Origin of the sequence: Pandoraea anapnoica (assembly GCF_902459765.1) — a bacterium.
Classification (GTDB): domain Bacteria; phylum Pseudomonadota; class Gammaproteobacteria; order Burkholderiales; family Burkholderiaceae; genus Pandoraea; species Pandoraea anapnoica.
Genome location: NZ_CABPSP010000018.1, coordinates 76,121 through 97,898, shown reverse-complemented (window position 1 = coordinate 97,898; position 21,778 = coordinate 76,121). Strand labels below are relative to the sequence as shown.

The 21,778-nt window shown below is 62.3% G+C and carries 14 protein-coding genes and 1 pseudogene; 12 read left to right on the top strand and 3 right to left on the bottom strand.

Features of this window, described 5'->3' with window-relative positions:
* Positions 1 to 238: 238 nt before the first annotated feature.
* The 6 genes and pseudogenes from PAN31117_RS24305 (at position 239) to PAN31117_RS24280 (ending at position 7,677) form a co-directional block, all read left to right on the top strand.
* Positions 239 to 1,330 carry a type IV pilus biogenesis protein PilM gene (locus tag PAN31117_RS24305; protein WP_150740462.1) on the top strand — a complete coding sequence of 364 codons (1,092 nt, stop codon included), beginning with the start codon at positions 239 to 241 and terminating at the stop codon, positions 1,328 to 1,330.
* Positions 1,321 to 1,992, top strand: coding sequence for a PilN domain-containing protein (locus PAN31117_RS24300; RefSeq protein WP_150740461.1), 672 nt, complete (start codon positions 1,321 to 1,323; stop codon positions 1,990 to 1,992). The genes PAN31117_RS24305 and PAN31117_RS24300 overlap by 10 nt, the downstream gene beginning before the upstream one ends.
* Entirely contained in the window at positions 1,982 to 4,768 is a 2,787-nt protein-coding gene (gene pilQ, locus PAN31117_RS24295) for a type IV pilus secretin PilQ (RefSeq protein ID WP_150740460.1), read from the top strand. The genes PAN31117_RS24300 and pilQ overlap by 11 nt, the downstream gene beginning before the upstream one ends.
* Positions 4,674 to 5,192 (top strand): annotated as a pseudogene (locus tag PAN31117_RS27380) (shikimate kinase); the annotation flags it as partial. The gene pilQ and the pseudogene PAN31117_RS27380, both read left to right, overlap by 95 nt.
* A gap of 255 nt (positions 5,193 to 5,447) precedes the next feature.
* Positions 5,448 to 6,524 (top strand): 3-dehydroquinate synthase, encoded by a 1,077-nt coding sequence (gene aroB, locus PAN31117_RS27375; RefSeq protein WP_150740459.1) that lies wholly within the window; start codon positions 5,448 to 5,450, stop codon positions 6,522 to 6,524.
* Between the two features lie 16 nt (positions 6,525 to 6,540).
* On the top strand, positions 6,541 to 7,677 hold the full coding sequence (locus PAN31117_RS24280; RefSeq protein WP_150740458.1) for a deoxyguanosinetriphosphate triphosphohydrolase: 1,137 nt from the start codon (positions 6,541 to 6,543) through the stop codon (positions 7,675 to 7,677).
* A 193-nt stretch (positions 7,678 to 7,870) separates the two neighbouring features.
* On the opposite strand, the gene PAN31117_RS24275 is transcribed toward PAN31117_RS24280, so the two are convergent.
* The 3 genes from PAN31117_RS24275 to PAN31117_RS24265 form a co-directional block, all read right to left on the bottom strand.
* Positions 7,871 to 8,248, bottom strand: coding sequence for an ElaB/YgaM/YqjD family protein (locus tag PAN31117_RS24275; RefSeq protein ID WP_150740457.1), 378 nt, complete (start codon positions 8,246 to 8,248; stop codon positions 7,871 to 7,873).
* 295 nt (positions 8,249 to 8,543) lie between these two features.
* On the bottom strand, positions 8,544 to 9,293 hold the full coding sequence (locus tag PAN31117_RS24270; protein WP_150740456.1) for an OmpW/AlkL family protein: 750 nt from the start codon (positions 9,291 to 9,293) through the stop codon (positions 8,544 to 8,546).
* Positions 9,294 to 9,574: 281 nt separating this feature from the next.
* Positions 9,575 to 10,423, bottom strand: a complete 849-nt coding sequence (locus PAN31117_RS24265) for an OmpW/AlkL family protein (RefSeq protein WP_150740455.1) — start codon at positions 10,421 to 10,423, stop codon at positions 9,575 to 9,577.
* Between the two features lie 198 nt (positions 10,424 to 10,621).
* Between PAN31117_RS24265 and PAN31117_RS24260 the strand changes: the two genes are divergently transcribed.
* The 6 genes from PAN31117_RS24260 (at position 10,622) to PAN31117_RS24235 (ending at position 21,693) form a co-directional block, all read left to right on the top strand.
* Positions 10,622 to 11,323, top strand: coding sequence for a transposase (locus PAN31117_RS24260; RefSeq protein WP_150740454.1), 702 nt, complete (start codon positions 10,622 to 10,624; stop codon positions 11,321 to 11,323).
* A gap of 391 nt (positions 11,324 to 11,714) precedes the next feature.
* Positions 11,715 to 16,448, top strand: coding sequence for a glutamate synthase-related protein (locus PAN31117_RS24255; protein WP_370855787.1), 4,734 nt, complete (start codon positions 11,715 to 11,717; stop codon positions 16,446 to 16,448).
* Between the two features lie 98 nt (positions 16,449 to 16,546).
* The gene (locus PAN31117_RS24250; protein ID WP_150740453.1) at positions 16,547 to 18,013 is read left to right on the top strand and encodes a glutamate synthase subunit beta; all 1,467 of its coding nucleotides are present in this window, start codon (positions 16,547 to 16,549) and stop codon (positions 18,011 to 18,013) included.
* Positions 18,014 to 18,493: 480 nt separating this feature from the next.
* Complete coding sequence (locus PAN31117_RS24245; RefSeq protein ID WP_150740452.1) at positions 18,494 to 19,828, top strand: MFS transporter; 1,335 nt, start codon at positions 18,494 to 18,496, stop codon at positions 19,826 to 19,828.
* Positions 19,829 to 19,939: 111 nt separating this feature from the next.
* Positions 19,940 to 20,764 carry an NAD-dependent epimerase/dehydratase family protein gene (locus PAN31117_RS24240; RefSeq protein WP_150740451.1) on the top strand — a complete coding sequence of 275 codons (825 nt, stop codon included), beginning with the start codon at positions 19,940 to 19,942 and terminating at the stop codon, positions 20,762 to 20,764.
* Complete coding sequence (locus PAN31117_RS24235) at positions 20,761 to 21,693, top strand: SMP-30/gluconolactonase/LRE family protein (protein ID WP_370855786.1); 933 nt, start codon at positions 20,761 to 20,763, stop codon at positions 21,691 to 21,693. Before PAN31117_RS24240 ends, PAN31117_RS24235 begins: the two co-directional genes overlap by 4 nt.
* The last annotated feature ends 85 nt before the right edge of the window (positions 21,694 to 21,778 follow it).

Here is a 21,778-nt window from a genome sequence, read left to right as displayed (position 1 = left end):
ACCGGAAAAAACGATGGGCCGATTATAACGAACGCCCCGGAACCTCCCTCGATAGTCCCCCGAAATCGGAGTTTGAGCCTATCGGGGCTAGGAATCGTCCGAGCCAAAAACGGCATGAATTCCGAAAGCGCATTTCGCTCGTCTTTCCCTCGCCACTATTCGGAATCGTCCGATTTGACCGCTTTGCCATGCCCGTTAGCATCGATCGCATCGATACGACGAAAGGCAGGAGGAAGTCATGCTCGCAGCGGCTTTACGCGGGGTGCGTCACATGGGAAAGCAGTGGGCGGCGAGAAGGCCGGGCAACGGCGGTGGCGGTTGCGGAATCCACTTCGATGCCAATGGTATGCAATTCGTTCGCATCACGCGAACGCCGGGGACCGACCGATTGCGTCTGGATGTGTATGGCGCTGCCGCACTGGAAGACGACATGCTGCGTGGCGCACTCATCGTCAAGCCGGAGGCCGTGGCGCGTCGCCTGGAGGAGTTGCTGGAACGTCTGGGCACGCGGGCGGAGGCGTTGCAGGACGATGCCATCGTCCTGGCGCTTCCGTCGCACGGAATGAAAACGCAGGTGATCGACTGTCCGACGGACCTTCCGCCGCGCGCGCTGCGGGCGTGGTGCCAGCGTCGCGCGGCGCTTTTGCTGCCAGGCGACGGCGACCCCGATTTGCGCAGCCGTGTCGGCGTAGCGTGGGCTGAACCGGGCAGCCATCGTCTACGGCTGTATGCCTGCGAAGCGACCCCGGTCGACGACAGGATGGCCGTGCTTGAAATGTCAGGGCTACGCGCACAAGCGATTGATGCCGCGCATCAGGCGGGGCGACGCGCGTTTCTGTGGGCGCAATGTGCGGCAGGGCGAACGTCCGCATCAGACGATCACGAGGCATTCGCGCCCGCAGCCTCTGTCGGCAGAGATCGAACAGGCGGGCCGTGCGCGCTATTGCAGATCGATGCCCAGACAATCGATCTGGCGGTATTCGATGGTGCGGTTTGCGTCGGGGACGTTCGTGAGCGCTTTGACGGTGTTCGCGGGCACCCGGAGGCGTTGGCAAGCGTCGTTCGCGATCTGGCGCGCACATTGCCGATCGCGCCGCGCGCTATCGACGTGGCGACGCAAGGCGCTAGCCCGGCGGAATTGGGGGCGATCTGTGACGCTGTCGCAAGCGCGTGCGGCATGGCTGTGTGTCCCTTCGACCCGCTCGCGACGTTCGAGGGTGCCGATCCCGCAGGACAGCGTCAGGAGACGTTCGTGCCGCGTGCGGCGCTCGCCGTGTCTTGTGGGCTGGCGCTGAGAGCCCTGTCGATGCAGGGGGTGGCATGCGGGTGACGCAGGCATTTCCGCCGCTCGATTTCCTTCCCACGCTGGCACAGTGGCGACGCCGCGACATGCGTCGGCAATGGCGAATCTGGGTGTGCCTTGCGGCGTGCGGCGCCACAGCTTCGCTGGTGCCCATTGCGTGGGACCTGCACCAGCGCCGCGAAATGCAGGCGCAGCAAATGGCATTGCGCGCCACGAACGAGAGGTTGGCCGGTGAGGTGGCGGCGTTCGACATGACGCGGCGACAACTCGCCGAACTGCTGGCTCACCGCAGAACCGTCGTTGCGCTGGTTGAGCGTCGGCCTGCTGCGGCCGATCGTCTGCTCGACATCATGCGGGCCTGCGCCGATGGCGTGCGGTTGTCGGTTGTGAAGACGGCCGACGCGCATCTGCGAATCGAGGGCTATGCGACGACGCAATCGCGGGTGCGCGAAACGCAGAAGCGACTGCGTGCGTTGCCCTGGGTGCGCAAGGTCGCCGAGGTCGAATCGAGCGTGGTGCCGGAGAGCGTCCGGCGCCAATGGGCGGACGCGCAGACGCAGGCCGGAGCACTGAACGTTCGTCGCTTTACGCTGCGCATCGCGCTGAAACCCGTGCCAACACCCGTCGTCTTGGCCGGTATGTCGGATATCGACAGCCAAACGAGGGAGGAGGTGCCGGATGTACAGTGAAAATCACCCTCCAGACGATGTGCGTGACATGTTTCATGATGTGCGGGCGCGTTGGCGGGCGCGCTGGGCGACATGGGTTTCCATTTCACCGACCGAATGGTCGTCGACTGTACGGTGGGGCCTCGCGATCGCTGCAGCGCTGACGGGTTTCTTTCTGGCGTGGTCGATTGGGTGGTTGACGAGTCTCCCGGCGCGGGCGGCCCTGAAACAGGGGCTTGAAGTTGAGCGGCAGATGTTGGCGCGTGCCAAGGACGCTGCGGACCAGTTACCGTCGCTCATGCGCCGACTTCAGAACGAAGGGGCGCAAACCAGAGCATGGCAACGCATGCTGCCCGTCGTCGAGCCGGGGGCAGAGGCATTTGCAGGGGCGTCCGAAGGCGAGTCGTCGGCTTCGTCGACCGTCTCAAAGCATGCAAGTGACGCTCCCGAGGTTGACGACGAGGCCCTTGCAGCATGGCGTACCGATCTTGAGCGGCTGGTTTCTCGGAGCGGGCTGACTTTGGCGTTTTCGCGTCCGGGACCGGCGGCAGTATCCGGCGAACTGGAAACTGAGCGCGCCGAGTTGCGTGTTCGAGGCACGGTCGCGAATTTGCTCGGCTGGCTTGCTGAGGTTGATCGGCTGCCACGGCATCTGGTGGTGGAGCAGTTCGCGCTGGACGGCCCTCGTGTGCAAACGGGCACCACCGGTGGTGCAACGCATCCCGAAAGCGCAGAAGCATCGTTGAGCGTCACCGTCTCTGCATATCGTTGGCGCCGCACGGCCGAGCCCGCCGAGTCGCTCGACATGCCGATGACACATGCGCTCCCAGCGTTGCCTGAACCGCCACCGCGATGGGAGATGCCGACGGATGCTATCGACGTGTTTCGCACGCCCATGACACGTCGGTCTGCCCAAGATGCCGTGACCATGACCAAATCTATGTCTCAGGTGAGCGTCGAGAGCGTTGAGTCCGTGGGGGCAATGCGTGCCGGTGCTCGCCGCGTGGTGTTGCGCCGGACCGCAACCGGCGGGCTGTTGGCCACCTGGAGCGATGACGGGGCATTGCCGGGCAGGGCGCTGTCGAATACCGACCCTTCTGCGGTGGACGTGGTGTTGCACGGTGCTGAGGCTGCAGACGCGCTGCGGGTATTCGCGAGGCTGACCGGCCGGAGCGTGGCGATCGGCGAGCGCGTCACGGGGCGACTCGATATGGAGGTGACGGGGGTGTCTGCGGCAACGGCGTTCGAAGTCATGATCCGAAGCGCAGGCCTGGGAGTGCAATCCGTGAACGGTGTCGACTGGATTGCGCCGCGTGCCGATCTGCTGGCTGACGAGCGAACGCAACTGGAGGCTGCGGCGAAACGTGAGGCGTTGCAGCCACTGGCTGCGCGCCGGTTCCGGCTGAACTATCCGCGGGCCGAGGCGTTGCGGGAGATCATTCTCGGACAGAAGGACAGCAAAGGGCAGCGTCTCTTGTCAGCGCGCGGCGGTCTCATTGCGGATCCCCGGACAAACCAGCTCTTCGTCACTGATCTGCCTGAGAGGCTCGATGCGCTGGCGTCGTTTATTGCACGTATCGATGTGCCTGTGCGGCAGGTGCTGATCGAAGCCCGCATCGTCGAAGCCGATGACGGGTTCAGCGAATCGCTCGGCGTCCGGCTGGCGGGACAACACGGTGCCGCGACTGCGGGACGGGACGGCGATAAACGTCCGACGTCGGACACGGGATCTTTGGATATGCCGGCTGGCGGGCGCGTCGCGAACGGTGGCGCACGCGGAACGGGCGGGGACACGAGCGCTCCCGGCAGCGCGGTGGATGTCGGGCTTTCGGCGGCGGCGCTGGCGGGCGTGACCCCGCCGAGTCTCGCGATCACGTTGTTCGGCCGGTCCGCAAGCCGTTTCCTGCAATTGGAGCTCTCAGCATTGGAGACCAGCGGGCGAGGGCGAGTGGTCTCCCGCCCGCGCGTGGTCACGGCAGACAAGGTGCAGGCGCTCATCGAGCAAGGCACGGAATTGCCGTACCAAACGCGCAACGGTCGGCGCAATGTGGCATCCGTGCAGTTCCGCAAGGCGACCCTAAGACTCGAGGTCACGCCCTTGATTACGCCGGACGGGCAAGTGATATTGGATGTGGATGTGCGCAAGGACAGCGTGGGGCAGGCCGTCGGCGAAGGCTTCGCCGTCGACACCCGGCATGTCCGGACGCAGGTACAAGTCGAAAGCGGCGGGACAGTCGCGATCGGGGGAATTTACCAGGAGGTGAAGCGCGACAGCCGCGCAAGCGTTCCCTGGCTGGGAGACGTGCCGGTGCTGGGCGCACTTTTCCGTAACCGCGCCAATGAGAACCGGCGCACGGAGTTGCTGGTGTTCCTGACACCCAGCGTGGTGCCGGACGGCGCGGCGGTCGGTGCTCCCAGCGCGTTGGACGACGGCACAGCGGGGCGGGGCACCGCAGCGCTGGAGCGGATCGCCTTGGCGGAAGCCGTGGCAGATGTGGGCGAGGTGCCTGACGTGCCTGAGGTGCGTGACTTACCCGGCGCGAGTGCCAGCGCGGCGTCGCCACCCGTGTCAGACGACCTGCGTGATGACGTTCCACCCGGCCATCCCCGGCTCCTCGGGGTGTTCCCCGAGGCGACGCGTTCCGCACGCCCGACGCAGATACCGGTATCATCAGGGATTGGAACCCAAATATCAGCGATTTATGCTGGAAAACGTAATACTTGTCGGACTGATGGGAGCGGGCAAGACCACGGTTGGACGCGCAGTGGCACGACGTCTTGGACGGCAGTTCTATGACTCCGACCATGAGATCGAGGCGCGCACGGGCGTGCGCATTCCGGTCATCTTCGAGCACGAAGGCGAGGACGGCTTTCGTCAGCGCGAAACCCAGACCATCGACGAACTCACCCAACGCAGCGGAATCGTGCTCGCCACTGGCGGGGGCGCGGTGTTGCGCGCAGAAAACCGTGAGTACATCAAATCGCGCGGAACGGTGGTGTACCTGCGCGCCAATCCGCACGATCTCTGGTTGCGCACGCGTCGCGACAAGAATCGTCCGTTGCTGCAAACGGCAGATCCGCGTGCGCGACTAGAACAGTTGTATCAGGAGCGCGACGGGCTCTACCGGGAATGCGCGACGTTCATCATCGAAACCGGGCGACCAAGTGTCAATGCGCTCGTCAACATGGTGCTGATGCAACTGGAAATGGCGGGCATCGTACCGAGCAACGCTGCACTATTGCCCGATGCGCTGGATGCAGCGGATGCAGTGGGTGCGACGGACACATCGGATAGCGCTCATGGCGGTGCCGGAGCGGAACAACTGCCGTCGGATGACGTCGGCGCGACGCATGCTGTGGACACCGGCGACGCGATATCGACAGTGCCTGTGACGCATGGCCGTGATACCTTTCCTCGCTGATAGTGGCCCGCACGGACCGATATCGCAGAACATGACAACAAGCCAACAAGCGGCATGATTACCCTGAAACTCGACCTTGGCGAGCGCGCCTATCCCATTCATATCGGCACCGATCTGCTGACGCAGGATGCGCTGTTTGCGCCGCACGTGCGCGGCACGCATGCCGTGATCGTGACGAACACCACCGTCGATCCGCTTTATGCGGAACGGGTGGCAGCAACGTTGCAACGTCTCGGTAAGCGCGTGGTGAAGGCGGTGCTGCCCGATGGCGAGGCCTACAAGAACTGGCAGACGCTCAACCTGATCTTCGATGAACTGCTCGGTGCGCAAGCGGACCGCAAAGCCACGCTGATCGCACTGGGTGGCGGTGTCGTCGGTGACATGACCGGTTTCGCCGCCGCGTGTTATATGCGAGGCGTGCCCTTCGTTCAGGTGCCGACGACACTGCTTTCGCAGGTTGACTCTTCGGTTGGCGGCAAGACGGGCATCAATCACCCGCTCGGCAAGAACATGATCGGCGCCTTCTGGCAGCCGAGCGCCGTGCTGGCCGATATCGGCACGCTGTCGACGTTGCCGGATCGTGAGCTGGCGGCCGGCATGGCCGAGGTGATCAAGCACGGTGCCATTGCAGACGAGAAGTACTTCGACTGGATCGAAGCCAATATCGATGCCCTGAACGGGCGCGACACGGCGGCGCTGACGTATGCCGTGCAACGCTCTTGCGAAATCAAGGCGCAGGTCGTGGCCAGCGACGAACGCGAGCAGGGGCTGCGCGCGACGCTCAACTTCGGTCACACGTTCGGTCACGCAATCGAATCCGGCTTGGGTTATGGCGAATGGCTGCACGGCGAGGCCGTGGGCTGCGGCATGGTGATGGGGGCGGACTTGTCGGCGCGTCTGGGCTTTATCGACGAGACGCTCGTGCAGCGAATCAAGGCGCTGGTAGCGGCGGCCAAGCTGCCAGTGACGGGACCGGACCTCGGTGAGGACCGGTATATCGATTTGATGCGCGTCGACAAAAAGGCAGAAGGCGGCGATATCCGCTTTGTGCTGCTCAACCGGTTGGGGCAGGCGTTCATGACGAGCGTGCCCGACGCCGAACTTCGCGCCACGCTGCGCGCTAACGTCTGAGACAGGAGAGCTGGCGATGATCGATTACGAAGCGTCGCTTGCCTCCTACGCGGCGCGCTCCACCGCGTCACGTGGCCGGCGCTTCGCGGAAAGCGCTCCCACGACACGCACCGAGTTCCAGCGCGACCGCGACCGCATCATCCACTCGACGGCATTTCGGCGTCTCGAATACAAGACACAGGTCTTCGTGAATCACGAAGGCGATCTGTTCCGCACGCGCCTCACGCACAGTCTCGAAGTGGCGCAGATCGGGCGATCGATCGCGCGAAATCTGCGCGTCAACGAAGATCTGGTCGAAGCGGTCGCGTTGGCGCACGATCTCGGCCATACACCGTTCGGTCACGCGGGGCAGGACGCGCTGAATGTCTGCATGCAGAACTACGGCGGGTTCGAGCACAACTTGCAGAGTCTCATCGTTGTCGATGAACTCGAAGAGCACTACGGCGGTTTCAATGGACTGAACCTCTGCTTCGAGACGCGCGAAGGCATTCTGAAGCACTGCTCGCGAGCGAATGCGCGCGGGCTTGGCGAACTAGGCGAGCGCTTTCTCAAAGGGCTTCAGCCTGGCATCGAAGCGCAGATCGCGAATCTGGCCGACGAGATCGCCTATAACAACCATGACATCGACGACGGTGTGCGATCTGGTCTGCTGACGCTTGAACAGCTCGACGAGGTGCCGCTTTGGCACCGGTACTGCACGGAAGCCCAGCTCGCATGGCCGGACATCTCCGGTCGCCGTCTGGTGCATGAGACGACGCGACGCATCATCAACGCGCTGATCGTCGATCTGATTGCGACGACACGTCAACGCGTGGCCGACGCCTCGCCGTTCTCCATGGATGACGTGCGCGCTTCGGGACCGCTTGTCGCATTCAGTGCTGAGATGCGCGAACAGGCGGGAAGTCTCAAGCGGTTCCTGTTCGATAACCTTTACCGGCACTATCTCGTGATGCGAATGGCCGCCAAGGCGCAGCGCATCGTGCAGGAACTGTTCGACGCCTTCATTTCCGAACCGCGCCTGTTGCCGCCGAACTACCGCCCGGAGAATCCGGAAGATCAGCCGCGCTGGATTGCTCACTATGTGGCCGGTATGACCGACCGCTACGCGATCAAGGAATACCGCAGACTGTTCAGCGTCGAACCGACGCTTTGAGGCACGAATGTCGGACGTTCGCAGGCTTTCGGTTGCGAGACGGGAGACTGGCAACGACGGGGGACGAGAGCAAAACAAAAAAACAGCCGGCATTTGCCGGCTGTTTTCATTTCAAATCTGATTCCGTCGAGTCAAGCGCGGCTAAAGGGCGATGCTCTTTCGCCATCGCGCCGCTACCGCACAACCAGCGGAATCAGCTGCGACCGAGGATAAAGCCGAGTACCAATGCGGCTGCGGCCACCGTGCCGACGGTCTGCCACGGGCGCTCGTGCACGTAGCCATCGGCCTCTTCCCAGACTTCATTGGCGCGACGACGCAGATTCGCACGCGCATCGCCGAAGTCGTCGCGTGCCTGACGCAGCTTGTCTCCGATCTCCGCGCGAAGCGCTTCGACATCCGACGCCGACTTGGCGTTGGAAAGCGCGTGGTCCAGATCGTCGAGGAGATCGCGGACTCGCGACGACACATCGCTACTCGCCAACCGCGCCGCACGTGCCGTACGACGACCGGCAAAGCGTGCGTCTTCCATGCTGCTGTTGAGTGCCGTTTCCGCTTTCGAGGCAATTCCCATTTTCAGACTCCCAAGAGGTGGTATTGAAATGCGACGTCCGGTGAACCCGGGAGGACGAACGTCGGTGGAACCCTGAGGCGATTAGCCATTATGGCCCGCCCACTTGCGTGCGTACACCTGGAGAGACAGTTTCGAAAAAAGGAAAGTTGCGTCGCTTTGGCTGAAGATGATGTCGGAATGCGCTGACATGCGCCGAGATGATGATTGTCCGGCCCAGAAATGCGAAAACGCCGCACAAGGCGGCGTTTCCAGTACAGCTTGATGCGACTCGGTGTAGCTTGTGTCGTGCGGCGACTTAGAAGCGGTAGCCGAGCGACAGGAACGTCACGACCGGGTTCAGCTTGACCTTGGCTTCGCTGGTCGTCGTGATCGGGCCGCGCGTCGTCGTCAGCTTGGCCGTCGTGCTCACCGGGATGTACGACACCGAGAAAGCCAGCGTCCAGTGCTTGTCGACGTTCCAGTTCAGACCTGCGTTGAACACCGGTGCCCACGAGTTGGTCAGTTGAGCCGTCGTGTTGCCGCCGGCACCGCCGGTCAGGCTTGCGCTGGCGAGCTGCTGGAAGCCCGGCGTCAGTTCGATGTTCGAGTACCAGAAGTAGCTCGCACCGATACCGAGGAACGGACGCCACGTGTCGCCCGCCTTACCGAAGTAATACTTCAGCAAGATGGCCGGGCTCCACTGCTTGGCCGAAGCCAGCGAGCCTCCGCCCGGCAGCGCCAGGCTGCCCGTGCCATACAGGCGGAACTTGGGCGGCACGCCGAACACGCCTTCGACGGCGATGTTGTCGGTGAAGAAGTGGGTCAGCGTGAGGCCGAGCGTGTCGGCGTCATCGACATTGGCACCTGTGTTGCCCAGACGGCTGTTCACCAAATTTGCCAGTCCCGGGACATTCGATCCCGTCACATGCAGCGGATCACTCGAAACCTGGGGCGAGAGATGGAACCAGCCTGCGCTGACCATCGTATCCCCGGCTTGCTGTGCGAAGGCGGCCCCCGATGCCGTCAGCATAGCCGCGGCAGCAATCGTCAAATGCTTCAACTTCATCGATTTCGTCTCCTGCTCAAGATTCTTTATTGTCGAGAATTTCGTTAAATGAAATTCAGGGCCATTATGCCGACCGTGCAAATTCGCGGATAGCGCGACTCTGGAGGTGTCGCTCTAAAGGTGTTGTATCCACGCATCGACCTATGGAATGCCCTTAGAAAAAAGCGCTGGACGAAAGAAAAGCGTGCCCTTATATGTCAGGCACGCTTTCGGAAATAACTGCGGAGTCCGATATTCTGGCCGCAACTAGCGGAACGCAATTGGCGTCCCGCCTGCTGGGTTTAGAACTTGTAGCCGACCGATACGAAGGTCACAATCGGGTTGAGCTTGATTTCGGCGTCGGACGACGAGAGCACCGTTCCGTCCTGCGCCTTGATTTTGATGTTCGCAGTGGTTTTGAGTGGCAGGTAGGAGACCGACGCGCTGGCAACCCAGTGTTTGTCGAATGCATAAGAAACACCGGCGTTGAAAACCGGTTGCCACGACGCCGACGATTTGGCTTCGACCGTCGTTGGCCCGTTATGTCCGGAAGTAAAAGCCAGCACACTGCCGAAATTCTGATTCAGCGCCGCTTCAAAATTCGGATTGAGACTGACGTTCGTGAAGAACGTATAACTCACACCGACACCCAGAAAAGGGCGCCACGTCGAATTGGCTTGTCCAAAGTAGTACTGCAGCACGAGCGCCGGGCTCCACTGGCGCACACTTTGCACGATCGGGTTGTTTTGTGCCGCGCCGAGGTCGATACTCGTGAGCGCGCCGGCCAGTCCCGGTGGCGCAATCACGCCTTGTCCGGTGAGCTTGAACTTGGCCGGCACGCCGGCCACGGTTTGCAGGGCGATGTTGTCGGTAAAGAAGTGCGTGATGACGAGCCCGAGCGTGTCGGCGTTGCTGACCTTCGCGCCGCTGCCGGGTGAAGTAAAGTTCGATGGCACCAGGGTGGGTGTGAGGCCCTCCTGAGTGACGCTGGTGGTCATCGGTTTGCTGGAGTCTTGCGGGGCGATGTGGAACCAACCGAGGTTGACGACGTTATCGCCTGCTTGTTGTGCACTGGCGCCGGTGGACGCCAGGGAAATGCCGAGTCCGAGCGCGCATAAGCACGCCGCGGACCGATAGGTCCGAGTTGTCATTTGTCTTTCCTCCCAAGATTATTTATTTATTTTTCGATGCATTATGCGCTTGGGATTTCGGTGCGCAATCGTCGGATCTAGAACTTTTGTACGAATCAACGGGGTTTAGCTAGATATCAGTATTTAAAGAGATTTTTCATGATGAAACTCTCTCGTAAATCGTGATTTCCAGCTTTAAAGCATTACATTTGAATCAGCATGGCCCGATTACCGAGACTCTTCATTCCGCGTCAGCCGCAGCACGTGATTCTGCGGGGCAATAACCGACAGGTAATCTTCGTCGACGACGAGGACCGGCGCGTGTTCCACGACCGTCTGCGCGACGCCGCGCGCGCCAACGGCCTGGCGATCCACGCCTGGTGCATGATGCCCAACCATCTGCATCTGGTCGCGACGCCCTCCGACGAGCGCAGCCTGCCTGCCACGTTGCAGGCGGTCGGCCGCTACTACGTGCTCTATTTCAACCGACGCCATCAGCGCACGGGCACGTTGTGGGAGGGCCGATATCGCGCCACGGTGATCGAGGCGGAGCACTATCTGTTACTCGCCAGCCGCTATGTCGAGCTCAATCCCGTTCGTGCCGGTCTGGTCGACACCCCGGGTAATTACCTGTGGTCGAGCTACAACCATCACATTGGTTTGACGGTCGACAGCCTCGTGACGGACCACGCGCTCTATTGGGAGTTGGGTAACACGCCGTTCGAGCGTCAGCGCGCTTACGCGGAGGGGTTCTCGATCCCGCTGCCGGCGCATGAAGTCGACGCATTGCGTACAGCGACGCAGAAGGGATGGCTCCTCGGCGGTCCCGAATATCAGGCGAGAATGTCGCTCGCCGCGAATCGTCGGGTGAGTCCACTCACGCGCGGGCGTCCCCGCAAACCGGCGCCCAACGCCCTCTGATGCAAGAATCTGACAGGCCGGTTCCGGCCTGTCGCTCCCCTCGATAAGCTCTCCAAGCATTTGAAATTACGGATTTTTCTGTCAAATCTTCGTCGCACGAAATTAATCTGACCCCATTAAAATCAAGCCTTCTTTTGGTGCGGTTTTTAAATGGAATCTGACCCCATTAAATTCTTTTGTCAATGTGAATTTCATGGCGTATATTCCAACTTCGGCCGATTGGTGCGATGCGGAAAACCGTGCGCGCTGAGTCGGCGCCCTGTGGCGACGCCCGAGAACGACCTTCGACGCGCGCGAATCCGCAGCTCTGGCCCGCCCGGCCAACCCCACTTAACCCGGTCGACCGCGACGATCATGCGCGCGGCGGCCTCGCCAAGAGACGGTGTAACTCGTGGAAAAGAAACAGCAACCGATTGCGACGGCAGCAGCGCTGCCGGGTGAGGCGTACTTGGCGCCGGACGCACAGGGCATGTACGACCCGGCCAACGAACACGATGCCTGCGGCGTCGGCTTCGTGGCACACATCAAGGGCGTGAAGAGCCACGCCATCGTCGAACAGGGTCTGAAGATTCTCGAAAACCTGGATCACCGGGGCGCCGTGGGCGCCGACCCGCTGATGGGCGACGGCGCAGGCATCCTGCTCCAGATCCCCGACCAGTTCTACCGCGAAGAGATGGCCAAGCAAGGCGTGACGTTGCCGCCGGCTGGTGAGTACGGCGTCGGCATGATCTTCCTGCCGAAGGAACACGCGTCGCGTCTGGCCTGCGAACAGGAACTCGAGCGCACCGTGAAGGCGGAAGGTCAGGTCGTGCTGGGCTGGCGCGATGTCGCGATCGATCGCGACATGCCGATGTCGCCCAACGTGAAGGCCACCGAGCCGGTCATCCGCCAGATCTTCATCGGTCGTGGTCAGGACATCATGGTGACGGACGCCCTGGAGCGTAAGCTGTACGTCATCCGCAAGACCGCTAGCCACCGCATTCAGGCGCTCAAGCTCAAGCACGGCAAGGAGTACTTCGTGCCGTCGATGTCGGCGCGCACGATCGTCTACAAGGGCCTGCTGCTGTGCGATCAGGTGGGTCGCTACTACCGCGACCTGGCCGATCCGCGCACCGTCTCGGCACTCGCCCTCGTACACCAGCGTTTCTCGACGAACACGTTCCCGGCCTGGGAACTGGCGCACCCGTATCGCATGGTCGCGCACAACGGTGAAATCAACACCGTGAAGGGCAACGTCAACTGGATCAACGCCCGCACGGGTGCGATCTCGTCGGCCGTGCTCGGAAACGATCTGCAAAAGCTGTGGCCCCTGATCTACCCGGGCCAGTCGGACACTGCATCGTTCGACAACTGCCTCGAAATGCTCACGATGGCCGGCTACCCGCTTGCCCACGCCGTGATGATGATGATCCCGGAAGCCTGGGAACAGCACACGCTGATGGACGAGAACCGCCGCGCGTTCTACGAGTACCACGCCGCGATGATGGAGCCGTGGGACGGCCCCGCTGCCATCGCGTTCACCGACGGCCGTCAGATCGGCGCGACGCTCGACCGTAACGGTCTGCGTCCGGCGCGCTTCGTGATCACGGACGACGACGTCGTCATCCTGGCATCGGAATCGGGCGTGCTGCCGATCCCCGAGTCGAAGATCGTCAAGAAGTGGCGTCTGCAGCCGGGCAAGATGTTCCTGATCGATATGGATCAGGGTCGCATCATCGACGACAAGGAACTCAAGGACAACCTGGCCAACGCGAAGCCATACAAGAGCTGGATCGACGCCGTGCGCATCAAGCTCGACGAGATCGAGCCGAAGGTCGAGGAAGCCGGCGTGCACCACGACACGGCGACGCCGCTGCTCGATCTGCAGCAGGCATTCGGTTACACGCAGGAAGAAGTGAAGCTGCTGATGACGCCGATGGCGATCAACGGCGAAGAAGCCGTGGGCTCGATGGGCAACGACAGCCCGCTCGCGGTCATGAGCAACAAGAACAAGACGCTCTATCACTACTTCCGTCAGTTGTTCGCGCAGGTGACGAACCCGCCGATCGACCCGATCCGCGAAAACATGGTGATGTCGCTGGTGTCGTTCATCGGCCCGAAGCCGAACCTGCTCGACACGAACAACATCAACCCGCCGATGCGTCTCGAAGTGTCGCAGCCGGTGCTGGACTTCAAGGAAATCTCGAAGATCCGTCACATCGACAAGTACACCGGCGGCAAATTCCGCTCGTACGAGTTGAACATCTGCTACCCGGTCGCATGGGGCAAGGAAGGTATCGAAGCGCGTCTCGCCTCGCTGTGCGCGGAAGCGGTCGACGCTGTGAAGTCGGGCTACAACATCCTCATCGTCTCGGATCGTCTGACGAACCGCGAACAGGTCGCCATTCCCGCGCTGCTCGCCACGTCGGCTGTGCACCAGCATCTGGTTGCCCAGGGTCTGCGTACGAGCACGGGCCTCGTGGTTGAAACGGGGTCGGCACGTGAAGTGCACCATTTCGCATTGCTCGCGGGCTATGGCGCGGAAGCCGTTCACCCGTACCTGGCGATGGAAACGCTCGCGCAGATCGCTCGCAAGCAAGGCGGCGACCTGACGCCCGAGAAGGCCGTCAAGCACTTCGTGAAGGCCGTCGGCAAGGGCCTGCATAAGGTCATGTCGAAGATGGGCATCTCGACGTACATGTCGTACACGGGTGCACAGATTTTCGAAGCGATCGGTCTGTCGCAAGACCTGATTCAGAAGTACTTCCAGGGCACGGCGTCGAACGTCGGCGGTATCGGCATCTTCGAAGTGGCCGAAGAAGCGGTGCGTCTGCATCGTGACGCGTTCGGCGACAACCCGGTGCTCTCGAACATGCTCGACGCCGGTGGCGAATACGCGTTCCGCATTCGTGGTGAAGACCACATGTGGTCGCCGGACGCCATCGCCAAGCTCCAGCATTCGACCCGTTCGAACTCGTACCAGACGTACAAGGAATACGCGAACCTCATCAACGACCAGAGCAAGCGTCACATGACGCTGCGCGGTCTGTTCGAGTTCCGCGTCGATCCGCAGCGCGCGATTCCGCTCGACCAGGTGGAATCGGCGAAGGACATTGTCAAGCGTTTCGCCACGGGTGCGATGTCACTCGGTTCGATCTCGACCGAAGCGCACGCCACGCTGGCCGTCGCCATGAACCGTATCGGTGGTAAGTCGAACACGGGTGAGGGCGGCGAGGATCCGCGTCGCTATCGCAACGAACTCAAGGGCATTCCGATCAAGAAAGGCGAATCGCTCGCCTCGATCGTGGGACGCGACGTCATCGAGACCGACATCGAACTGCAAGACGGCGACTCGCTGCGCTCGAAGATCAAGCAGGTCGCGTCGGGCCGCTTCGGCGTGACGGCGGACTATCTGGTCTCCGCCGATCAGATTCAGATCAAGATGGCGCAGGGCGCGAAGCCGGGCGAGGGCGGTCAGTTGCCGGGTCACAAGGTGACCGAGTACATCGGCAAGCTGCGTTACTCGGTGCCGGGCGTGGGTCTGATCTCGCCGCCGCCGCACCATGACATCTACTCGATCGAAGATCTGGCACAGCTCATTCACGATCTGAAGAACGTGAACGCGTCGTCGTCGATCTCGGTGAAGCTCGTGTCGGAAGTCGGCGTGGGCACGGTGGCTGCCGGTGTCGCGAAGGCCAAGGCCGATCACGTAGTGATCGCCGGTCACGACGGCGGTACGGGTGCATCGCCGCTGTCGTCGGTGAAGTACGCTGGCACGCCGTGGGAACTGGGCCTGGCTGAGACGCAGCAGACGCTGGTGCTCAACCGCCTGCGTGGTCGTATCCGCGTGCAGGCCGACGGTCAGATGAAGACCGGCCGCGACGTGGTGATCGGTGCGCTGCTCGGTGCAGACGAATTCGGCTTCGCGACGGCACCGCTCGTCGTCGAGGGCTGCATCATGATGCGCAAGTGCCATCTGAACACCTGCCCGGTCGGCGTCGCGACGCAAGATCCGGTGCTGCGCAAGAAATTCCAGGGCAAGCCGGAACACGTCGTCAATTACTTCTTCTTCGTGGCCGAGGAAGTGCGCGAAATCATGGCGCAACTGGGCATCGCGAAGTTCGATGACCTGATCGGTCGCGCCGATCTGCTCAACACCAAGTCGGGCGTGGAGCACTGGAAGGCGAAGGGCCTCGATTTCAGCCGCATCTTCCACCTGCCGGAAATGGAAGCCGACGTGCCGCGTCTGCACGTCGAAACGCAAGACCACGGTCTGGCTGGCGCACTCGATCACGCGCTGATCGAGAAGGCAATGCCGGCGCTGGAGAAGGGCGAGCACGTCTCGTTCATCCAGCCGGTGCGTAACCGTAACCGTACGGTCGGCGCGATGCTTTCGGGCGAAGTGGCCAAGCGCTACGGTCACGAAGGTCTGCCGCAAGACACGATCCACGTGCAGCTCAAGGGCACGGCGGGTCAGAGCTTCGGCGCGTTCCTCGCACGCGGTATCACGCTGGACCTCGTGGGCGACGGTAACGACTACGTCGGCAAGGGTCTGTCGGGTGGCCGCATCATCGTGCGTCCGACCAACGACTTCCGTGGCAATGCCGAAGACAACATCATCGTGGGCAACACCGTGATGATCGGCGCTATCGAAGGCGAAGCGTTCTTCAACGGCGTGGCTGGCGAGCGTTTTTGCGTGCGTAACTCCGGTGCGACGGCGGTCGTGGAAGGCACGGGCGACCACGGTTGCGAATACATGACGGGTGGCACGGTGGTCGTGCTGGGCGAGACCGGCCGTAACTTCTCAGCAGGTATGTCGGGCGGTGTGGCCTACGTGTACGACGCTGACGGCACGTTTGCCGCCAAGTGCAACACGGCGATGGTCGCGCTCGATCCGGTGCTGCCGCACGGCGAGCAGGAGCGTACGGTGAGCCAGGGTCTGTGGCATCGCGGTCAGACGGACGAGGCACAGCTGCGCGAGCTCATCGAGCGTCACTTCCAGTACACGGGTTCCACGCGCGCAAAGGCGCTGCTCGAAGACTGGGACGGCGCACGCCGCAAGTTCGTGAAGGTGTTCCCGAGCGAATACAAACGCGCGTTGGGCGAAATGGCCAAGGCGGGCGACAAACAAGCACTGGCGGCCTGAAGCCGCTGGCGCGGTCACGCCGCGCGGGGTGAGGGCCCCGCAGGCGTGCCGCGCGCGGGTGAGGCACGGTAACCACAAAACTTTCCGACTGAAGAAACATGGGCAAGGTCACAGGTTTTCTCGAATTCGAGCGCCAGAGCGAGTCTTACGAAGCACCGCTGGCACGCGTGAAGCACTACAAGGAGTTCGTACTCGCGCTCTCCGACGATCAGGCAAAGGTGCAGGGCGCACGCTGCATGGACTGCGGCATTCCGTTTTGCAACAACGGTTGCCCGGTCAACAACATCATTCCCGACTTCAACGATCTGGTGTATCGCCAGGACTGGAAGTCGGCCATCTCGGTCTTGCACTCGACCAACAACTTCCCGGAATTCACGGGACGTATCTGCCCCGCGCCGTGTGAAGCAGCCTGCACACTGAACATCAACAGCGACGCAGTGGGCATCAAGTCGATCGAGCACGCGATCATCGACAAGGCCTGGAGCGAAGGCTGGGTCGAGCCGCAACCGGCGAAGCACAAGACCGGCAAGACGGTCGCCGTCGTCGGCTCCGGTCCTGCGGGCATGGCGGTCGCACAGCAACTCGCGCGCGTCGGCCACGACGTCACCGTGTTCGAGAAGAACGATCGCGTGGGCGGCCTGCTGCGTTACGGCATCCCCGACTTCAAGCTGGAGAAGTGGCTGATCGATCGCCGCATGCGCCAGATGGAAGCCGAAGGCGTGACGTTCCGCACCGGCGTCTACGTGGGCAAAGATGCCCCCGAAGCGCACATCAATAACTTCTCGAAAGAGACGATCACGCCGGACCAGTTGCAGGCCCAGTTCGACGCCGTGGTCATCGCAGGCGGTGCGGAACAGCCGCGCGATCTGCCGGTGCCGGGTCGCGAGCTCGAAGGCATCCATTACGCGATGGAATTCCTGCCGCAGCAAAACAAGGTCAACGCGGGCGACAAGCTGGCGAACCAGATGCTGGCGACGGGTAAGAACGTGATCGTGATCGGCGGTGGCGACACCGGCTCGGATTGCGTGGGCACGTCGAACCGTCACGGCGCGAAGGCGGTCACGCAGTTCGAACTGCTGCCGCAACCGCCGGAGCAGGAAAACAAGCCGATGGTGTGGCCGTACTGGCCGACCAAGCTGCGCACGTCGTCGAGCCACGAAGAGGGCTGCGAGCGCGACTGGTCGGTGGCTACGAAGCGCTTTGAAGGCAAGAACGGCAAGGTCGAAAAGCTGATCGCCGTGCGTCTCGAATGGAAGGACGGCAAGATGCAGGAAGTGCCGGGCTCGGAGTTCGAGTTGAAGGCCGACCTCGTGCTGCTCGCGATGGGCTTCGTCTCGCCGCTGCAAACGGTTCTTGATGCGTTCGGCGTGGACAAGGATGCGCGCGGCAACGTGCGTGCCTCGACCGAAGGCGAGCGCGCCTACACGACGAACCTGCCGAAGGTGTTCGCGGCCGGCGACGTGCGTCGCGGTCAGTCGCTGGTGGTGTGGGCGATTCGCGAAGGCCGTCAATGTGCCCGTGCGGTGGACGAGTTCCTGATGGGCCATTCGGAACTGCCGCGCTAAGTCTGGCTAAGCTGGTTGGGCGCACCTTCGGGTGCGCGCAGGTTTGTGCCTGCCAAAACCACAAATACGGGGTGGTTGTGATTTGAGAGGAGGGGCGCGGAGGTAGGCATCTGCGTCACTGTGAAGAAGCCGTCCGGATGGAAACGTCCGGGCGGTTTTTTCTTGCCTGTTCCTCCTGCGCGGCCCGCGGTCCGTTGCGATCCCGCCCATCGCCGAAATTCTGTAGGCGACTAAATATAAGACGTCATACAACAAGACGTCATTTGCTCACATTTACATGTGGGATAACTCTCCCAATATGTGCAAACTTCAACACTGATAAGGCTTATGGCGCTGCAGTAGTGAATCTGCTGAAAGACTAGGGATTATCCGTAAACTGCGTAATCTTTCATTGTCATCGTACATCGTCTCACGTAGGATGCCTTTCCAAGCAAGCGCGCTGCTTGCCATAAAAATATCAACGAAAGAGAGACAACCATCATGGCACTGAAGATCAAAGGCCTGCGCTGGTGGATGATCGGACTGCTGACGCTCGGCACCGTCATGAACTACCTCGCACGCAGCTCGCTTGCCGTAGCCGCCCCCACGGTGATGAAGGATCTCCACATCACGACCCAGCAGTACGGCTGGATCACGGGCGCTTTCCTTGTCTTGTATCCGATCGGTGCCCCCATCACCGGTTATCTGATGGACCGTATCGGCCTGCGTCTGGGCTTCCTGTTGTGCGGCGTGATGTGGTCGGTGGTGTGCATGCTGCACGGGCTGGCCGACGGCTGGGTCGGGCTGTTCGTGCTGCGCGGTCTGCTGGGTCTGGCCGAAGCGTCGTTCATTCCGGCGGGCATGCGTGCCGCCGCGTTCTGGTTCCCGTCGAAGGAGCGTGCGCTCGCCGCCGGTATCTTCAACATCGGCACGTCCATCGGCGCGATTCTCGCACCGCCGCTGATCGCGTGGTCGATCTTGCGCTACAACTGGGAGACGGCATTCGTCATCGCTGGTGCGCTCGGTCTCGTATGGGGCGTGCTGTGGTTCGTGTTCTATCGTCACCCGACAGATCACCCGGCGCTCTCGCAGGCCGAGTCCGATTACATCAACGAAGGTCGTGTGGTCGATGCCGCCGCCGATGCCCGCAAGCCTAACCTGGGCTCGATCCTGCGTCAGCGCAACTTCTGGGGCATTGCGCTGCCGCGCTTCTTTGCCGATCCGGTGTGGGGCACGATCGTGTTCTGGATGCCGCTGTACCTCAATCAGGCGCGCGGTTTCGATCTGAAGACGATTGCCGCGACCGCGTGGTTGCCGTTCGTCGCGGCCGACATCGGGTGCCTGATGGGCGGCACGGTGTCGGTGTGGCTGAACAAGCACTTCAAGATCACGATCTTCAACGGCAAGCGTGTGGTGTTCACCATCGGCGCAATCATCATGACGGCGATGTGCGGCGTGGGCTTCGTGAAAGACCCGATGATGGCGATCTTCCTGCTGTGCCTCGGTGGCTTCGCGCACCAGACGCTCTCCGTCACCGTGATCTCGATGTCGGCCGACCTGTTCCAGCGCAACGAAGTGGCGACGGTCACCGGTCTGGCGGGGCTGTCCGCCGGGATCGGCAACTTGCTCTTCACGCTGGTGATCGGCACGTTCGTGACGGCGGTCGGCTACGCGCCGTTCTTCGTGGCGCTGGGGCTGGGCGATCTGATCGGCGCGGTGATTCTGTGGACGGTGGTCAAGCCGCATATTACTGGGACGGCCACGCCGTCGCCGGTGCAGGCTGGCCATGGCGGGAATGGTGCGGGTGTCGACGTGAACCGGACCGCGAATGCGTAGCCAGCGAGACGTTTGAAGATTTAGCGTACGCCGCGCTGCACACTCCCCCTTGGTTGTGCGGCGCGGCGTCGGTTTTGTTGTACCGATGAATCAGGAGCAATAAGGATCACTATGAGCCAGACTTCCGGCAAACCCTTCCGCCGTCTTCTGCTGACCGGCGCTGCGGGCAACCTTGGCAAACAACTGCGCAGCAAGCTCGCGGAGTGGGCGGACATCGTGCGCGTGAGCGACATCGTGCCGATCACCGACACGGCTGTGCACGAAGAGTCGATGCAGGTCGACCTCGCCGACCGTGCGGCCGTGCATGCGCTGCTCGAAGGCGTCGATGCGCTGGTGCACCTCGGCGGCGTGTCTGTCGAAGCGCCGTTCGACGACATCCTGCAAGCGAACATCCTCGGTCTGTACAACGTCTACAGCGCCGCGCAGAAGCAAGGCGTGAAGCGCATCGTCTACGCCAGCTCGAACCACGCCGTCGGTTTTCATCCCGTGACGGAAGTGCTCGACATCGACGCGCCGCATCGTCCCGACGGCATGTACGGCATTTCGAAGTGTTTCGGTGAAGACCTCTCGCGCTACTACTTCGACCGCTTCGGCCTCGAGACCGTGTGTCTGCGCATAGGCTCGTCGTTCGAACAGCCGAAGAATCCGCGCATGATGGTGACGTATCTGAGCTACCGCGACTTCATCGAACTCGTGCGTTGCTCCCTGTTCACGAATCGCGTGGGTCACGCGATCATCTACGGCGTGTCGGACAATCCGACGCTGTGGGTCGATAACACCAAGGCGGCGTTCCTCGGCTTCCGTGCGCAAGACAGCTCGGCCGAGTTCGCCGGTCTGTTCCCGGCCAAAGCCCCCGATCCGCAAATGGACGACTGGACGCAACGTTTCCAAGGCGGTCCGTTCGTGCTGATGGGGCCGATGGAGCCCAAGGCGTGAGTGTGGCCGGAGTCTCTATCGAGCGGTTGGAGCCGTCGCGCGAGACACCGCACGCGGTCGGCGAAAGCCCGCTATGGCGTGCCGACGAACAGGCGCTCTACTGGGTCGACATCCCGGCAAAGCAACTGCATCGCTTGACGCCCGCCGACGGCGAACACCGTCAGTGGACGTTCCCCGAGCAGGTCGCGTGCTTCTCGTTCGACACGGCGGGCACGTTGCTCGCCGCGTGTGAAACGGGGGTGTTCGCCGTACGGCTGGGCGCACCGGGCGACGTGGCTGCGTTGGCGTGGACGCGTCTGGCCGCACCGGAATTTCCGGCCTCGGGCATGCGCTTTAACGATGGACGTTGCGACCGTCAGGGCCGCTTCTGGGCGGGCACGATGGTCGCGGATATGTCGCTGGCGAGCGACGCGGGTTCGCTCTATCGCTTCGATGCAAAGGACGGGCTGTCCGTAGCGCTCGTCGACGGACTCGTCACACAGAACGGCCTCGGCTTCTCGCCGGACAGCCGCACGATGTATCTGAGCGATTCGCATCCGACGGTGCGTCGCGTGTGGGCGTTCGACTTCGATGCGGACAGCGGCGCGATCCGCAACCGCCGTCTCTTCGTCGACATGAACCAGTATCCGGGACGCCCCGATGGCGCAGCCGTCGATGCCGACGGGTGTTACTGGACATGCGCCAACGACGGTAGCCGTCTGCTGCGTTTCACGCCAGCGGGGGTGCTGGACCGGGAGATCGTGTTGCCGGTGTCGAAGCCGTCGATGTGCGCGTTCGGCGGACGCGACTTCGACACATTGTTCGTCACGTCGATTCGTCCCGGCGCGAACGCGAACGAACACGACGGTCATGTCTTCGCCGTGAGATGCGGCGTGCAAGGATTGCCGGAAACGCTCTATTCAGGCGTGCTGCCGGTAACAAGGGTGTAGGCGGGGGTACGAAGGTGGCGACGCCGCACGGGATCACACAAGCGGCGCGCACTGAAGCGGTTCCGGGTTGGCTGGCTTACACAAT